The 18,394-nt window shown below is 44.9% G+C and carries 11 protein-coding genes and 2 pseudogenes; 8 read left to right on the top strand and 5 right to left on the bottom strand.

Features of this window, described 5'->3' with window-relative positions:
- Positions 1-154 precede the first annotated feature (154 nt).
- Both MO387_RS15455 and upp read right to left on the bottom strand, forming a co-directional pair.
- A complete protein-coding gene (locus MO387_RS15455) occupies positions 155-1,561 on the bottom strand; it encodes a GGDEF domain-containing protein (RefSeq protein WP_006087454.1) in 1,407 nt (468 codons plus the stop codon).
- 271 nt (positions 1,562-1,832) lie between these two features.
- A complete protein-coding gene (gene upp, locus MO387_RS15450; protein WP_006081245.1) occupies positions 1,833-2,459 on the bottom strand; it encodes a uracil phosphoribosyltransferase in 627 nt (208 codons plus the stop codon).
- Between the two features lie 331 nt (positions 2,460-2,790).
- Between upp and purM the strand changes: the two genes are divergently transcribed.
- From purM to asnB, 8 genes and pseudogenes are all read left to right on the top strand, one after another.
- On the top strand, positions 2,791-3,828 hold the full coding sequence (purM, locus tag MO387_RS15445; RefSeq protein ID WP_006081244.1) for a phosphoribosylformylglycinamidine cyclo-ligase: 1,038 nt from the start codon (positions 2,791-2,793) through the stop codon (positions 3,826-3,828).
- Positions 3,828-4,472 (top strand): phosphoribosylglycinamide formyltransferase, encoded by a 645-nt coding sequence (gene purN, locus MO387_RS15440; protein ID WP_012088897.1) that lies wholly within the window; start codon positions 3,828-3,830, stop codon positions 4,470-4,472. Before purM ends, purN begins: the two co-directional genes overlap by 1 nt.
- A gap of 158 nt (positions 4,473-4,630) precedes the next feature.
- Positions 4,631-4,945: pseudogene (locus MO387_RS15435) on the top strand (UMP phosphatase); the annotation flags it as partial.
- Between the two features lie 148 nt (positions 4,946-5,093).
- Complete coding sequence (locus tag MO387_RS15430; RefSeq protein WP_107947112.1) at positions 5,094-5,903, top strand: nucleotide-binding protein; 810 nt, start codon at positions 5,094-5,096, stop codon at positions 5,901-5,903.
- A gap of 832 nt (positions 5,904-6,735) precedes the next feature.
- The gene (locus MO387_RS15425) at positions 6,736-7,644 is read left to right on the top strand and encodes a hypothetical protein (protein WP_107947111.1); all 909 of its coding nucleotides are present in this window, start codon (positions 6,736-6,738) and stop codon (positions 7,642-7,644) included.
- A 101-nt stretch (positions 7,645-7,745) separates the two neighbouring features.
- Positions 7,746-8,180 (top strand): annotated as a pseudogene (locus tag MO387_RS15420) (HAD hydrolase-like protein); the annotation flags it as partial.
- A 242-nt stretch (positions 8,181-8,422) separates the two neighbouring features.
- Complete coding sequence (locus MO387_RS15415; RefSeq protein ID WP_242326366.1) at positions 8,423-10,099, top strand: M28 family metallopeptidase; 1,677 nt, start codon at positions 8,423-8,425, stop codon at positions 10,097-10,099.
- A 596-nt stretch (positions 10,100-10,695) separates the two neighbouring features.
- On the top strand, positions 10,696-12,360 hold the full coding sequence (asnB, locus tag MO387_RS15410; protein WP_006087458.1) for an asparagine synthase B: 1,665 nt from the start codon (positions 10,696-10,698) through the stop codon (positions 12,358-12,360).
- A 209-nt stretch (positions 12,361-12,569) separates the two neighbouring features.
- Here the strand turns inward: asnB and MO387_RS15405 are convergent, their stop codons facing one another.
- The 3 genes from MO387_RS15405 to MO387_RS15395 form a co-directional block, all read right to left on the bottom strand.
- A complete protein-coding gene (locus MO387_RS15405; protein WP_107947109.1) occupies positions 12,570-13,688 on the bottom strand; it encodes a patatin family protein in 1,119 nt (372 codons plus the stop codon).
- A gap of 235 nt (positions 13,689-13,923) precedes the next feature.
- Positions 13,924-16,170, bottom strand: a complete 2,247-nt coding sequence (locus MO387_RS15400; RefSeq protein ID WP_107947108.1) for a TonB-dependent receptor — start codon at positions 16,168-16,170, stop codon at positions 13,924-13,926.
- A 317-nt stretch (positions 16,171-16,487) separates the two neighbouring features.
- The gene (locus MO387_RS15395; protein ID WP_107950188.1) at positions 16,488-18,278 is read right to left on the bottom strand and encodes an acyl-CoA dehydrogenase C-terminal domain-containing protein; all 1,791 of its coding nucleotides are present in this window, start codon (positions 18,276-18,278) and stop codon (positions 16,488-16,490) included.
- Positions 18,279-18,394: the final 116 nt, after the last annotated feature.

Below are 18,394 nucleotides of genomic sequence, written 5' to 3'. Positions count from 1 at the left end.
TAGAAAGTAACGACAGCGCGGACATTGTCCGCGCTGTTTTTTTATTGCCGGCTGCAACTTTATAGTGGTCACGTGACGCGTTAATTCACTCGATGGTTAACTCAATAGCTAACTCAATAGTTAACGCAATAGTTAGCCTAATAACTGATCATAGTTACCGTGTCGCTTCGAGCTTGCGGCTACCCTGCTTATTCTTTTTATCCTCATACAGCGCTTTATCCGCCGCTTGCAGCACTGCCTCGAAGTTAGCATAGTCTTGTGAATCAGCGACACCGCAGGAAACGGTCAACACATTTAAAAATTGTCGCTCTGCCACAGCTTGACGTAAATGTTCAGCCAATACCAAAGCCCGTTCAAAAGTACAATTAGCTAAGATGACGACAAACTCATCACCACCGGTTCTGATTAACAAATCGTTTTCTCGAAATACGCCGCGCATTGCATCGACAATTTGCATGATCGCCATGTCCCCGAGTTTATGCCCGTAGGTATCATTAATGGTTTTGATTTTATCGCCATCCACACAGATCACTGCGTAATGCCCCTTAGTTGCGACATCAAACAGTGCGGTCTCATAGACTTTCTTATTGTAGGTGCGAGTAAAAGCATCCAATAACATCGCTTCACTAAACCGTTGACGCTCAGTACGAAGTTTCCTAAAACGATTGATATTAATTTGAACGAAGAAGATCACAATAGATAACAAAAACCACAGGGGCAAATTCCACACAATAAAACGAAATATACTGATTTTGTATGTCAGTGAAGTCATGTTATCTAAATGATTTGTCATCGAATAAAACAAGAACTCCGGCGTCAGTTCAGCCCAAAGGCTATCTGTCGTGATCACCAACTCAGTGCCATAATCGGTATTGCGCCATTCCACATGTTTATTACGCATAAAACCCGACGTCATAAAGGCCGTGTCGGCAATCACATCACCAATAAAATGATTAGGATCGCTAGATGATGTAATCGGCGAGGCCATAGATAAAATGACTTTACCAGTCACTTCATCTTGATAAGGAATGGATAACACTATGCCATCGGCCAAGGACTCTGGCGTCGCGTCTTTCGCACAATAGTGCAGGCTCTGACAAAACTCATTTGTCGAAGTACGGTCATTAATCAGCCGCGCTTTTACGTCCTCAGGGATTGGGGTAGCAAAATACACAGCATCACTACGATAAAGCCCCACATACAGGAAAATATCTTCTGCATTGGTCTTTTTACTGGAGTAGAGATAATCAAAGTAGCGTAAGACTTGCGCTTCTTCAGCAGAAAGCTCCACCCCTTGGGGCAGCATTAATCGGGTGGGATCGAGCTGAAAAGGCGCTAAAGAAGATTTATTGAAATCAATGATGTCGTGCAGGGATAAGCTTTTACCGAGCAGTTCAATATAGCTCGGTGTGATTTGCTTGGTTTTTACAAAAGACACAAAGGATTGGTGTTCTCTATCGATTTTAAACGGCAATAGGATCAGCAAGAATATGACAAACAAGAGGGTCGCAAGTGCAAGTGACCGACGTAATAACAACCAGTTGAGTGCCGAATGTCCCATAATCCCTCTTAATCCTTGTTATACCGACAATATGCCTTGCCCAAAACTTAAGTAATGTCCCATTAAACCACAAAATAAACCAATAAAAACAACTGCAATTGCGAATAACTATTTGTCTTAATGCTAAACTTTAGCAGCTTAAAACAAAGTTGTTATAACTGTGGCGAACAAAAAAACAAAAAGGGAGCCTAGGCTCCCTTACTGAGTACATCCGCTCAACTGAGCATCAGCTACGCTAATTATTTAGCAACTTGATTTTTAACAGCTTTGGTTATTTAGTACCAAAGATTTTATCGCCCGCATCACCAAGACCTGGCAGGATATAGCCCTTCTCATTGAGGCACTTATCGATAGCAGCGGTATATAACTCGATATCAGGATGCGCCGCTTCTAACGCTTTGATCCCTTCAGGTGCAGCCACTAACACTAAGGCTTTGATTGAAGTACAACCGCGTTTCTTCAATAAGTCGACAGTCGCAATCATAGAACCACCAGTCGCGAGCATTGGGTCGACAACTAAGGCGATACGCTCGTTCATGTCACTGGCGAGTTTTTCAAAATATGGCACAGGCTCAAGGGTTTCTTCGTCACGGTAAATGCCGACAACTGAAATACGCGCACTTGGGATATGCTCAAGTACACCGTCCATCATGCCCAAACCCGCACGTAAAATCGGCACAACAGTGACTTTTTTACCTTTGATTTGGTCGACTTCAACCGGACCGTTCCAGCCTTCAATCGTCACCGTTTCAGTTTCGAAATCTGCGGTAGCTTCATAGGTTAATAAACTGCCCACTTCGGCGGCTAGCTCACGGAAACGTTTAGTGCTAATGTCACCTTCGCGCATTAAACCGATTTTGTGACGCACTAAAGGATGTTTAACCTCGACAACTTTCATTTTTCTCTCCTACTTTATTTTTCGGCGTATTATTTTAGGCAAATTTTTCAGATTCTAGTTGATTTGTTTACTAGGTAAAACATAAAGTTTTGCCATTAGGCCTAATCGTGAGCTATCTCCCAAGAATAATTCCCGATCGACTAAGATACGTACCTTAATTTACTATTTTGTGACCAATCTCAAGACCTCAGAAACTGAAATACAGTTTTACTCGGCCAAAAATACTGCGCCGAGGGGCATAAATCCAAATCATGACTTTCGACCCCTAGCACAAGCTGGTAGAATACCGCCGCATAAAATCCAATAACGATGTACCCGAGAGGATCCCTCCGTGAGCACACCTACCCCACTGAGCTATAAAGATGCCGGCGTTGATATTGATGCAGGTAATGCACTGGTAAGTAACATAAAAGCAGCCGTTAAACGTACCCGTCGTCCAGAAGTTATGGGCAACTTAGGTGGTTTTGGCGCCCTGTGTGAAATCCCCACTAAATACAAGCAACCGGTTTTAGTGTCTGGCACCGACGGTGTTGGGACTAAATTGCGTTTAGCTATCGACTATAAAAAACATGACACTGTCGGCATAGACTTAGTTGCTATGTGTGTGAACGATTTAATCGTTCAAGGTGCTGAGCCACTGTTTTTCCTCGATTACTATGCAACGGGCAAACTGGATGTTGAAACCGCGACGTCTGTCGTCAACGGTATCGGCGAAGGTTGTTTCCAATCTGGTTGTGCGTTAATCGGCGGTGAAACCGCTGAAATGCCAGGCATGTACGAAGGTGAAGATTACGACCTAGCAGGTTTCTGCGTAGGCGTAGTTGAAAAAGCCGACATCATTGACGGTAGCAAAGTGGCAGCGGGTGATGCGCTTATCGCATTAGCCTCGAGCGGCCCTCATTCAAATGGTTACTCTTTAGTACGTAAAGTATTAGAAGTGAGCCAAGCAGACCCTCAACAAGATCTCAATGGCAAACCGCTAATTGAACATCTACTTGAGCCAACTAAAATTTACGTGAAATCATTGCTGAAACTGATCGCAGCATCAGACGTACATGCAATGGCACACATTACTGGCGGCGGCTTCTGGGAAAACATCCCACGCGTACTGCCAGATAATTTAAAAGCGGTTATCCAAGGCGATTCATGGCAATGGCCTGCTGTTTTCAGTTGGTTAATGGAAAATGGCAACATTGCAGAATATGAAATGTATCGCACCTTCAACTGTGGCGTCGGCATGTTAGTCGCGCTGCCAGCCGATAAAGTGGATGCTGCACTTGCATTACTGGCTGCAGAAGGCGAACAAGCTTGGCTGATCGGTGCTATCGCAGATCGTGAAGGCAATGAAGAGCAAGTGGAGATCCTGTAATGCCCCAGAGCTGTCGTGTAGTTGTATTAATTTCCGGAAATGGCAGTAACCTGCAAGCGATTATCGACGGTTGCGACGATAATCTGCAGGCCGAAGTTGTCGGAGTCATCAGTAATAAACCCGATGCCTATGGCCTAGTGCGCGCCCATCATGGCGAAATTGATACCAGCTGCGTGATAGCTCACCAAGGTGAATCTCGCTCTGAATACGATGCGCGTTTAATGACAGTCATCGAACAGTACCAACCCGATTTAATCGTGTTGGCAGGATTTATGCGGATCTTAACCGATGATTTCGTGAATCATTACCTAGGTCGCATGATCAATATCCATCCGTCACTGTTACCGAAATACACTGGCTTAAACACCCATCAACGTGCCATTGACGCTAACGACAGCGAACATGGTGCCAGCGTGCATTTTGTCACGCCAGAGCTTGATGCAGGTCCGGTGATTTTACAGGCTAAAGTGCCTGTTTATGAAGAAGATACCGCTGACATGCTCGCCGCCCGTGTGCATGAGCAAGAACATGCCATTTATCCACTCGTGGTGAAATGGTTTAGTCAGCACCGTCTTAACATGCAAAACGGCCAAGCCTATCTTGATGGCAATCTCATCGGCCCGAGCGGTTACGCGCCTGATTAGTTTCGCGAAATAGCAATTGGTCGCGAGATCACAAATAGAGACCTTAGGGTCTCTATTTTTTTAACTATTTTCCACAAAAGCATTGTTTTCTGGGGCAATGTGGCATTAGATAACTTAACGAAAAGTGATTTTTGCTCGGCATGACAAGAGACTATTAGATGAAAAATATTATCTGCGATATCGATGGTGTACTACTGCACGACAATAAACTGATCCCTGGCAGCGACAAATTTATCCAGCGTATTTTAGAACAAGGCAATCCGTTAGTCGTCCTGACTAACTATCCCGTACAAACGGGAAAGGATCTGCAAAACCGTTTAAGCGCTGCCGGTATTGATATTCCTGAAGAATGCTTTTATACCTCCGCGATGGCAACCGCTGACTTTTTACAGCACCAAGAAGGCAGCAAAGCCTATGTCATTGGTGAAGGCGCCCTCACCCACGAACTCTACAAAGCAGGCTTTACCATTACAGTGGTCTAATACAATCTACACTTATAGTAATACCTCTCGCACTACTTCACAAACCTCATTTTAAAACAGCTAGTTACCTCCCCTACTTCTTGCCATATTTGCATAACGCGATAGAATGCTCCTAATAGTATTTTTTTGTGAGGCATGGATGGAAAAGCAAGAAATCATTGATGGATTAGAGAGACTTAAAGAACGACTACTAAGCGACGTTTATACATCGTTTAATGATCGAGGTGCTAACTACGGTGCACGCAGATTTGTAAAATGGAAACATGTTACTACGGCTTTTCTTGAAGAGAATATGCCTCGAGAAGTTAAACACTTTAATACTTTGTTCGTGGCTTATGCTGTTTTATTACGCCGAAACGAAAGCGATGCTGACTATTTCTGGATAAATGATGGAGAGAAAACATATTCATATTTAGATTCGTTAATCCTCGATATCAAAAATGATGAATATGATTTCACCCCAAGCAACAAGGAAGTTCAAGACGTGAAAACTATACCTGAAGCTAAATCCAATAAAGTGTTCATTGTGCATGGACATGATGGTGAGGTTAAATATCGCACAGCTCGCTTCATTGAAAAACTCGGTTTTGAAGCAATAATACTTGATGAGCAAGTAAACAAAAGTAGAACAATAATCGAGAAGATTGAAGATTACTCCGATGTAACACGCTTTGCGATTGTCCTTTATACACCAGATGATTTAGGTGTGGTAAAGACAAAGTCTGACGACTTGCAACCTAGAGCGCGTCAGAATGTCATCTTTGAACATGGCTTCTTAATGGGTAAGCTTGGACGAGAGAATGTTGTGCCATTAGTTGAGGGTGATATTGAGCTACCAAATGACATTAGCGGTATTGTTTACGTTAGTGAAAACTGGGAAATGAAGATTGCTCAGGAAATGCTAGAAGCCGGCTACGATGTAGATTTCAATAAACTGCTTAAAAAGTAGCAGTAGCACAACGACAAGCCCTTACTAAACAGATCTGCTTATTCTTGTTATAGTAAGGGTTAAGCCTTCAAGTCAGGTGCTAACATTACAGTGGTCTAATACGTATTGCACTTATAGTAACGCCCTCTGCACTACTTCACAAACCTCATTTTAAAACAGCTAGTTACCTCCCCTACTTCTTGCCATATTTGCATAACGCGATAGAATGCTCCTAATAGTATTTTTTTGTGAGGCATTGATGGATAAGTAAGTAGCAACATTAGCTCCATCTATAGCTAAATCAAATAAAGTGCTCATCATGCCCATCCACGATTAACACGTAACTAACCCTACTCAACTTTAATAACTATGAGGCCAAAACATGGGCAATATCATTTTTGTAATCCTTCATATAATATCGTTCTTTACAGGATTTATTTTTTTACTTTTTACAATACCAGCACATATTATATATCTAGCTATCTCAAGTAAGAAAGTGGACCCAAATGCTCCAACCAATAAAACACACTTACTTTGTCCAAAGTGCCAAGAGTTGGTAAAAAAAGAAGCAAGTATTTGTAAGCATTGTGGACATGGACTTATTCCACAGTAGAATCAGCTGAGCCCCTTACTAAACACATCAGCGTATTCTTGTTATAGTAAGGGTTAAGCCTTCAAGTCGGGTGTCAATATCCACAGTGGTCTAATACGTATTGCACTTATAGTAATGCCTCTCGCACTACTTCACAAACCTCATTTTAAAACAGCTAGTTACCTCCCCTACTTCTTGCCATATCTACATAACGCGATAGAATGCTTTTAATAGCATTTTGCACAGTAATAGGAGCACAACATGGAAGTAAATTTCTTTAAGGATTTAGAAACTGAAATCAAAGAAAAGCTAAAAGATTTTGGTTACCCAATACCTAGTTTTGCAGAGCTAAGAAAGCAACACATTAGTGCTACAGAAGCTCACTTGAGCTATAAGCATTATGATATACAAAACTTAGTGCTTCACTTTCTTACAGTGACTGAACGCAGAATACCGATCAAAAAGTGGAACATTCACATATCTCCACAGCTACAGAATCGCACTGAGATAGTAGATATCGTATCAATGCTATCTAAGGGTAAAGATGTAAATCCGTTTCTTAGTAAACAAGTTAAAGGCCAACACCAAAATAAAAAAACTGACTTACTTCGCTTTGAATGGGGAATCTACCATATTCATTTTGAGGAGGGAGGTAAAGGTGATGAAATGCTATTCGTGTATTTTGATGGCAATGAAGCTTACTTGCTAGACATATTACTTCATGAAAAAAACGGTGCTAACCACATCACTTGGACTAATACTGATTTGATACAAATATTACACGACAACTGGCCTCACGTTATTGCACGAGCGATTTTTAAAACTGATAGCAAAGAATCTCTAACTACTGAACAACGACAGATCTTGCGTAACAAAGCGGCGAATACTAATGTTACCGTCCGAGATGGAACGGAATACATGCCTATTGGTGGTGGTTTTTCATGCAGTAAACATCCACAAAAAGCCGCAAAAAATACATTACGCATGCTTAAAAGAACGGAGGAGTTAGAGTCAATGGTTTTGAACAACAATAATAATATCAAAAACCTACTACTCATTGATAAATCGAGCAAAAACATAAAAATCAAACTTGAATTAACTGATGGGCTTAATCTTAAAGTTATTAACACTGCCAATAAGAGTTCATTTGAGATTGATGAACCTTATTGATGTAATAATCAAGTTAAAAATACACATCGAAACCCTGCTAAACACATCTATTTTTTGTTGTTATAGTAAGGGTTAAGCCTTCAAGTCAGGTGTCAATATCCACCGATATCAACCCTGACTTTGTGATTGTCGGTGAAACCCGCTCCTACAATTGGGAAATGATCCATAAAGCCGCAGCCTTTGTGGCAGGTGGCGCCCGCTTTATTGCCACCAACCCTGACACTCACGGCCCAGCTTACAGCCCTGCCTGTGACGCGCTGTGTTCGCCAATCGAGCGTATTACCGGTAAAAAACCTTTCTACGTGGGTAAACCGAGCGCTTGGATTATTCGCTCAGCGCTTAATCATATTGATGGACACTCAGAAGACACTGTCATTATCGGCGACAATATGCGTACCGATATTTTAGCGGGCTTCCAAGCTGGGCTTGAAACCATTCTGGTCACCAGTGGCGTAAGTAAGCTTGAAGATATCGACAAAGAACCGTTCCGCCCAAATCATGTATTCGCCTGCGCGGGCGACATCGATGTTGTTTAAACAATTATCTAAACCTTTGGCCACCCCTGCGTAACCACTCATTCTTGCGAGTCATTCCAACATTACCCATGCAATACACCTAGCCAAAAGGCGTATTGCATAGGGTAAAGCAACATTAAGTAACACATTCACCTTCTTCTCAGCCTTGTGGCTCGCAGCAGCTTGCTTCATGATAAGTCTCGCTTCTGATTGATTAACAGAAATCTAAAATTCCTTAATTAAAACAACAGTAGGATTAACCTATGCGACGTCTGTATCCACTCTGTGCGCTGGCTATGCTCAGTGCCTGTAGTCCGAATTCATCCCAACCCGATGACAACAGCACCTTGGCTGAACTCAAACCAGTGCAGTTTAATGAAGCGCGCTTTAGAAATGATATTAAAGCCCTGTCATCCGATGAATTTGAAGGTCGGGCGCCGACCACTCACGGTGAAAAACTCACCTTGGACTATTTGGCTAAAGCCTTTACAGATATGGGGCTCAAGGGCGCGTATCAAGGCAGCTTTTTGCAACCTGTGCCTATGGTGAGCTATACCGCAGATGAAGCGCAGCAAGTTACGCTGGCAGGATTACCCTTTAAATACCGAAAAGATCTGGTGCTCAGCAGTCGCCACGATAACGGTGGCATTAATATTGAAAATGCGCCATTAGTCTTCGTTGGCTATGGGGTGAACGCACCCGAATATGGTTGGAATGATTACCAAGATCTCGACATGAAAGGCAAGATCGCGGTGATCTTAGTGAACGACCCCGGCTTTGCCCGCCCTGACTCGGGTAAATTCAATGGCAAAGCCATGACCTATTACGGCCGCTGGAGCTATAAGTTTGAAGAGGCCAGCCGTCAAGGCGCCCTTGGTGCACTGATCATCCATGATACTGAGCCCGCCTCTTATCCTTGGTCTGTGGTAGAAAATAGCTGGACTGGGCCACAACAAGATCTGGTGCTGAGTAAAGCCGAACAAGATAGCCGCATCCAAGTCGAAGGCTGGCTTACATTGGACGCAGCGACCCAACTGTTTGATAAATCTGGTTTATCACTGCCGAGCTTGATGGCGCGTGCCGCCGACAGCCCAATTAATGTCCCCCTTGAGCAAACGGCCAGTATCGCCTTTAAAAATAAAGCCGAATACGCGAATAGCTACAACGTAGTCGCCACGCTCCCCGGCAGCACACAAGCCGACGAGCAGATCCTCTATACCGCCCATTGGGATCACATAGGTAAAGACGAGACGAAAGCAGGCGATCAGATTTACAACGGCGCCATGGACAATGCCTCAGGCACTGCTGGCATTCTCGAAATCGCCAGGCAATTAGCCGACAATGTCAAACAAGGCCACGGTTTAGCGCGCTCGGTCACCTTTATTGCCACAACAGGCGAAGAACAAGGCTTACTCGGTTCGCGCTATTACGCTGCCAATCCACTTTATCCTATCGACAAAACCGTGGCAGTGTTAAACCTCGACAGCACCAATATCTACGGCAAAACCAAGGATTTTACGATTGTCGGCAAAGGGAAATCTGAGTTAGAAACTTACCTTATTGATGCGGCGAAACAACAGAACCGCATCGCCATGGGTGAGAAAAATCCCGCTTCGGGCGGTTTCTTCCGTTCAGATCATTTCAGCTTTGCCAAACTGGGCGTGCCAGCGGTATTTGCCGGCGGCGGTAGCGACCCCGTTGATGAAGCCACGGCTGCTTATAAAACCCAGATGCAAGCGACAATGAAAGGCTGTTATCACAATGTCTGCGATGAATACCGTGAAGACTGGGATTTGAGCGGCGCGCTGCAAGATTTGCAAATCTACTACCAAGTCACGCGCACATTGGGCAACAGCAAAGATTGGCCGGGATACTATCAAGGCACAGAGTTTAATAGCCTGCGCCCAGCTAAAACGACGCTTGTGACAGATGCAAAATAGCAGCTTGTATCAGTGACAGCTTGTGAGAGGCGACTTGGTTAGTCGTCTCTTATTAACGCCCGCTAGTCGCACCTGCGAAATAAAGCAGCTGAATAAAACGCTTCCTCCGCCAACCAAAGCACCAAACAAGATTGAAAAGCACGTGAACCATTCACGTGCTTTTTTGTTTTCAGCTCACAAACAATGCCGTTATCGCGAAATATCCATCCTGCCACACCATTCTGCATAGGCTTATGCCATTGGTTGATGTCAAACTCGGCGCATTAATTGATTAAAAATAAAACACTTAAACGAGCCAACTCATTATTTATGGTCTTTTTTAACGGTTTTTCTGTCATCGACACTTTTTTAAAACACATTGTGAATTCCCCAAAACCCCTCACGCCAAATCAGACAATAAAAACAAATCATCAAAAATAACGCAAATTAAATGAATTATTCTCAAATAAAAGCATTAAACATAAACATCTAAATCAACAAAAACACCAATAAACAGATAAAACATCAAAAATAGTGTTTGGCAAATGCCTAAATTGCTGGCACATTAAACCTCAATTGAGACATCCTCAAATGACAGACAGTGTGGGAGTTGTACTATGTGTTCAATCTTTTCGATTTTAGATATCCAATCTGATGCCAAAGAACTGCGCCAAGTCGCGCTAGAAATGTCTAAGCTAATGCGCCACCGTGGCCCTGACTGGTCAGGTATTTATGCCAGTGATAAGGCAATTCTTGCCCACGAACGTTTAGCCATTGTTGACATTGAACACGGTGCTCAGCCACTGCTGACCGAAGATGGCAGTTTGATCCTTGCGGTCAACGGCGAAATCTATAACCACAAAGAATTGAAAGCCCAGCTAGGCGATAAGTACAGCTATCAAACCAACTCTGACTGTGAAGTAATCTTGGCGCTGTATCAAGAATATGGCACTGACTTCCTTGATAAATTAAACGGTATCTTCGCCTTTGTGTTATATGACAAAGCCCAGGACAGATACCTTATCGGCCGCGATCACATGGGTATCATCCCGCTATACACAGGCCGTGACGCTGCGGGTAACTTCTATGTTGCCTCTGAAATGAAAGCGCTGATGCCAGTGTGTAAAACGGTAGAAGAGTTCTTACCGGGCCAGTATCTGTATTCAAAAGATGGTGAAGCCGTTAAATACTATAGCCGCGATTGGCAAAGCTATGATGCAGTTAAAGATAACCCAGCCAGCCAAGAAGAATTACGTGACGCATTAGAAGCGGCGGTCAAACGCCAATTAATGTCAGACGTACCCTATGGTGTGTTGCTATCAGGCGGCTTAGATTCATCGATCATTTCCGCCGTGACGCAAACCTTTGCGAAACGCCGCATTGAAGACGATGGCGAAACCAACGCTTGGTGGCCACAGTTGCATTCTTTTGCCGTCGGCCTTGAAGGTGCGCCAGATTTAATCGCCGCCAAAAAAGTCGCAGATGCCATTGGTACGATTCACCATGAGATCCATTTCACCTTCCAAGAAGGCTTAGATGCGATTAAAGAAGTGATCTATCACTTAGAAACCTACGATGTCACCACCATACGTGCCGCGACACCTATGTATTTAATGGCGCGTAAAATCAAAGCCATGGGCATTAAGATGGTGTTATCGGGTGAAGGTGCTGACGAGCTATTTGGCGGCTATTTATACTTCCATAAAGCGCCAAACGCACAGGCATTCCACGAGGAATTAGTCCGCAAACTCGATAAGCTGCATCTGTTCGATTGTCTGCGTGCCAACAAAGCCATGGCCGCTTGGGGATTAGAAGCCCGTGTGCCCTTCCTCGATAAAGAGTTTATGGATGTGGCGATGCGCATCAACCCTGAAGCGAAAATGTCTAAGGATGGTCGTATCGAGAAACACATTCTGCGCCAAGCCTTTGAGCACAAATTGCCAAAAGAAGTGGCATGGCGTCAAAAGGAACAATTCAGTGACGGCGTAGGCTACTCTTGGATTGACGGTTTGAAAGAACAAGCTGCAGCGCGGGTGGATGATTTACAATTGGCGAACGCGAAATTCCGTTTCCCATACAACACACCAGAAACCAAAGAAGCCTATTTCTATCGCTGCTTCTTTGAGGAACATTATCCATTGAGCGGCGCCGCTGAAACGGTTCCAGGTGGTAAATCCGTCGCCTGTTCAACGCCAGAAGCATTAGCTTGGGACGAAAGCTTGCGCGGTATTATCGACCCATCGGGCCGAGCAGTGCGCTCTGTACACACCTCAAGTTATTAATGACCTAACGTTGAAGGACTAGGTTAATAAACTGGGCTGATGAGCAAGATTGATGAGCTAGATTAATCATCTAAGTTCATTAATTAGATTAATGAACTGGTTAAGACCGACAGCCACAAGAGCCACCCTAGGGTGGCTTTTGTATTTCGATGCTGTTTACTTTTATTGCTTACTCGTGCACAAAATTGTGTCTTAACTCTAGAATTAAACTAGGCCGACAGCGCACTGAATGGCTTGATTTGAGAGTGAGCTTGAATGTGAGTTTGAGTGTGAGCGTTGGTTTGCACTTGAGTTTGAAAATGAACATTCATCTGCGTCAATGCCATCGGATCTTGGGTTAAAAACAGCTTTCCGGCACTCATGCCCGCATGGTAATCATGGCGTAAATCGGCATCGGTGCTACCCAATAACTTACTCTGCAAATTTTCAGCGGCAAAAATCTGCACTATCTCCACATCCTCTGGCGGATTAGCCATAAAATCCAATTCATCCTGATAGGCTTGTTCGTGCTGCACTAAATAATCTATGGTTTTCGGGCAAAAACCAGAAACACAAATCCAAGATTTAAGTTTATGCACCCAAGCCGATTGCGCCTGAAAATCCTCACTCACAGTGCGGATCACCACAATTTTGCGGGCACCACGACGATAGGCCTCACGCACAGGTAAAGGCGCGGCTAAGCCGCCGTCGAGATAAAAATCACTGTCGATAGATTCGCTCAATGCTGCGCTGTGATGCGACCCGCCATGATTAGCCGCGCCGTTACTACAGGCCTTGTCACTATTACAGGCGTTATCATTTAGCCAAGGCGTGAGTTTTACTCCTTGTTTATACAAAAATGGCAATGCGCTGGAGGCTTTAAGCAATTCGCGCCACTGGCTTTTACTGCTTGGACTTAAAAAATAACCCTTGCGATCACTGGCATTGGTAGTGGTGATCAGTAACTGCCGATCACCGAGTGAGGCTGTTGCCGCGTTAAGATCTAATTTAAACATTCCTTGTCGCGTCTGCTCAAAATACCAATCTAAATCGACCACGTTACCGCCGACTAACCCGCGACCGAGTCGATAGAAACGTTTATGCCGCGACAAACCGCGGATTAAGCGTTTGGCATAACCCTTTTGACGGGCTAAAAAACTGCTGAGATTCTGTGAACCTGCAGATGTTCCAATAAATAAATCAAAGGGATCGAATCCGCTATCAAGCCAAGCATCGAGCACGCCTGCGGTGAAAATGCCACGCTGGCCACCCCCTTCTGCAATCAGGGCCACCAGTGGGCTAGCGTTAGATTGAGCGTCTTTGGAGGCTAAGTGCCTGACGGCGTGCATAGGGAAACCTTATCGAATAATTCATATAAGGCGAGTCTAAACAAGCTAAATGAGAAAGGATAACGGATAGAAGCTATCATCTTAATAGGAAAATACTATTGAGATAGTGTGCAAGCATTAGCCGGTGATGATAACGACAGCAAATACTGGCAGAAATAACGGCAGTGGTGAGCAAGGTTAGGCAGGTTAGCTTGTTCGTCATCCTTAACGAACAAGCTGTTTTCACATTAATGCATTAAAACTTATGACTCAGTTCTAGCGTGATATTGCGCGGCTCACCGGGGAAATGGCCATTACGTTCGCTAAACCCACTGACGGCATATTCTTTGTCGAAGATATTTTTAAGATTTAAACGAACTTGAGTTTGATCCCACTGAGTCGTCCAGCTCATGTCAAAAATCGTATGGGGCTTCACTATTTGACCATCGAGGCTGAACTGCTCGCCCACATAGTCCATACCAAAGGCAATCGCCGAATCGAGTGCATTGATGTCGTAACGGGTCCATATCCCCGCTTGATGACGCGGCGCATTGGCAAAGTGCTTACTGTCGAAGGTATTGGTTAAACTGTCGTTAGTGACTCCTTTAACCACTTCGGTCTCGTTATAGGCATAGTTCGCCGTAACAGTCAGGTTATCGGTTAAATCCCCCACCAGCGTCCATTCAAGGCCTTGACTGTGTACTTCACCCAAATTAAGTAAAGCGGGAATGCCATCGTCATCGCCAGTATTTAAAGGGTTAGCTTGAGCGACATTTTGTTTTTCAATGCGATATACGGCGAGCGTGGTCATAAACTGGCCATCAAGCCACTCATTTTTCATCCCAAGTTCAATTTGATTACCCGTTTCTGGATCGAGGAAACCGTCAGCAATATCTTGTGCTTGATCGGTTAAAGATGCTGGATTAAAGCTCTCAGAGTAATTCAAATAAAAGGACATTGAATCGATTGGGCGATAATTAAGCCCTGCCCTTGGCGTTATCGCGTTATCGCTGAAGGAGAAACCGGTCTTTTTATCATAATCGTCAAACTGGCTGAAACGCAGACCGGCAATCAATGACCACTGTTCATTAAAGTGCAAGTGTTCCTGCACATAAAGGCCAAAACGGTTAGCACGGGTACCGTCGGTATCCATGTCTTTTAATTGATAGGTACTAGGATCCGTCTCACCATAGTTAAGGTCAAAAATATTTAGGTTACCCACGCCTTCCTTGCTGGTCGCGAGCTTGTAATGGTACTCGGTTTCCACATAGTGATAATCGCCACCGAACAGGAACTCATGTTCAAAACCTAAGGCATCGAATGCATAAACAAAATCATTGGTTAAACTGATTTCATCATTTGCCCGTGCTTGCACTCGGTATTCACGCTTAATGGTGCCATCTGCACTATTGGCTTTACCATCACCATTTACATCGACCCAACCTCTCGATTCATGATATTGCTGCGTGGAATCATTATTCAGATAGCGGATCTGCGTCTTGACCGAGAAATTATCGGTAAATTGATGGTCGAGAATCGATTGCAGCACCAGCGCATCCATCTTCTGGAAGTCACTCTTCTCATTGGCATTATAGGATGGCGCAACGAGGAAGTTACCGTCATTATCGACAGGCACGCCGCGCAATCGATTGCCGCCTAAATCCTGCTTAATAATATCGAAAGTGGTGGTGAGCTTAGTATCATCACTGATTTCGTAGAGTAACCCACCCGCCACTTCGGCATTTTGGCTATCGGCATTATTGCGAAAGCTATCTTCCTGCTGATAATAGGCGCCAAAACGATAGGCAAGATTTTGGGTTAAGCCGCCAGTGAAATCCAGCGAGCCCCCCATCATGTCCTCGCTGCCCGTGCTTAAGGTCAGCTCTTTGCTCTCGACAAACGTCGGTTTTTTAGTGACATAGTTAATCATGCCGCCAGGTTCACCGCCGCCATAGAGTGCCGATGCAGGGCCTTTTAACACTTCAACCCGCTGCACATTAAAGAGTTGTGGCACAGAAAATCCCGAATAGGGATCGCCCCTTACCCCATCATAAAAAACGTTGGCATCGTCGCGGAAACCGCGAAAGGTCACGCCGGAATAACTAAACTCACTCACACCCGCGATTGAGCGGTATAAATCGGTAATATTGCGCGCGGCTTGGTCAACGATTAACTGCTCGGTCAGCACTTGCACCGACTGCGGCAATTCCATCACATTAATCGCCGTCTTAGTGCCAATCGTGGTTTCTTTATCGACGTACATTTGCATCGCGCGGCCATGGACGGCAATACGCTCAGGTGCTGCGAGTTTTACCTCCTCATCGGTCGTGGCTTGAGTCGGTGCAGGACTTGCAACAGATGAACTCGTAGACAAGGTCTGCTGCGGAGCCTCTTTATCGAGTACAGTTTCAGCGGCGAATGCCGACTGATGTTGAGCGAGTGCAAGTGCAATTAATGAGTAGGCGAAACGAGTCTTCACAGAATGTCCCCAGCGCGAGCGCATAAAAATGGAATAAACCAAAGGGTTTACAAATGTATTCAAACGAATTGGCCGTCATTATAAAGAATGATTTACGAATGACAACGATTATCATTTGAATTTACATAAATGTGAAATCTGTTAGGTAAATAGCTAGCGTCAGCTCACATTATCCTTGTGATATTTGGTTATGACTTAAACGAAACAGAGGTTCAGTCGCAAAGACCTTAGATAGAAGTTTTAATGTGGGATAAAAATAAAAACCAGCGCAGTGCGCTGGTTTTAGGTTGTTCTCGAACTGTTGTTAAGCAAGGGCTTAACTCAGCATATAAGATGAATGCTTAAAAGATAGCTTCATCTAATTGCGTTAGCATTTCACTCGCCTGCTCAATTTGCTTACGCAGACTGCGACCTTGTACCGCCCAGTAAGCCATATAGAAATCGGCGGTTTTCAATTTAGCTTGGTAAAACGGGGTTTCTTCGGTGCCCTGCTCCAACGCCGCTAATGCCACCGCGGCACTTCTGGCCCACATCCACGCCAGTGCAGTCACGCCGAATAACTCCAGATAAGCCATAGACGCTGCGCCGATAATGTCAGGATTGGTCGCAGCTTGTGCAGCTAAATAACCGCTAGCCTTTTGCAAATCACCCGCACAATCCATTAAACCACTCACGTAAGGTTGCATCGCCGCATTGGTGCTATGTGACTTAATGAACTCAGTCACTAATGCCGACCATTGCTGCATCGCCGCGCCGCGGTCGCTAAGTAACTTACGCCCCACTAAATCCAGCGCCTGAATGCCGTTAGTGCCTTCATAAATCAGCGCAATACGGCTATCACGCACAAATTGCTCCATGCCCCACTCATGGATATAACCATGTCCACCAAACACTTGCTGCGCATCGACACAGGCATTAAAGCCGCGATTAGTGATAAAACCTTTCACAACAGGCGTAAACAGGGCCGCTAACTGGGAGGCAACTTTGGCCTTGGCTGGATCGGTATGACGCTCGGCTTCATCGAGCCACAAAGCTTGTTGTCCAACTAAGGCTCTTGCGCCTTCATTAAAGGCTTTTTGCGACAGCAACATGCGGCGCACATCGCCGTGAACCAAAATCGGATCGGCGGCTTTTTCTGGGGCTTTGGCACCGCTTAAAGCGCGGCTCTGTAATCTGTCTTTGGCGTAGGCCAAGGCGTTTTGATAGGCAATCTCAGAGACACCCAGCCCTTGCACGCCCACGCCTAAACGCGCTTGGTTCATCATAGTAAACATGGCGCGCAGTCCTTGGTGCGGCTCGCCAACAAGCTCGCCCAATGCACCTTCAAACACCATCACGCAGGTGGAGTTACCGTGAATACCCATCTTATGTTCAAGGCCGCTGGCATATAAAGTGTTCGGCGCGCCTAAGCTACCGTCGCTATTCACTAGCACTTTCGGCACGGCGAATAGAGATATTCCCTTCACGCCCTCTGGTGCATCCGGCAAGCGGGCTAATACTAGATGCACTATGTTGTCGGTGAGTTGGTGATCGCCTGAGGAGATAAAAATCTTCTCACCAGTAATAGCAAAAACGCCTTCAGAGACCGGCACGGCTTTGGTGCGTAATAAGGCTAAGTCAGTACCGGCGTGAGACTCGGTCAAATTCATTGTCCCAGTCCATTCTCCGCTAACTAATTTACTCAAATATTTTTGCTTAAGTGCATCACTGCCGTGGGCATGAATGGCAGCATAAGCGCCATGGGTTAAACCTGGGTACATAGCAAAGGCCATGTTGGTTGCCGTTTGTATCTCAGTCGCGAAAATCCCCACCACTTCGGGTAGACCTTGGCCGCCATATTCAGGATCGCAGGTCAGCGTTGGCCAGCCATTATCAACAAACTGCCGATAGGCGTTATCAAAACCCTCAGGTGTAACCACCTTGCCATCGACCAACTTACAGCCTTGCAGATCGCCGACACTATTGAGCGGCAGCATGACTTCAATACTAAAGTCAGCCATACCTTGGAGAATAGCATCGACAAGATCTGGATCGATTTCATCGAACCCTTTGAGCGCATCTTGCTGATAAATATGTAACATTTCATTGAGGATAAATTGATAGTCGCGCAGCGGCGCTTGATAAACTGGCATAATCGCTTCCCTTTTCTTGTTAGACTGCAACTCAACTAAGTGATCTGACCACTTTGGTGCTCTGACCACTTTAGCTAAATTTGCCGAAAAAGAAAGCACCCCAACCGCCGCCACAG

It is taken from the genome of Shewanella sp. N2AIL (assembly GCF_022690845.1).
GTDB lineage: Bacteria > Pseudomonadota > Gammaproteobacteria > Enterobacterales > Shewanellaceae > Shewanella > Shewanella baltica.
The sequence above is the reverse complement of the archived record's forward strand: the minus strand, read 5'-3'. Positions and strand labels throughout refer to the sequence as shown.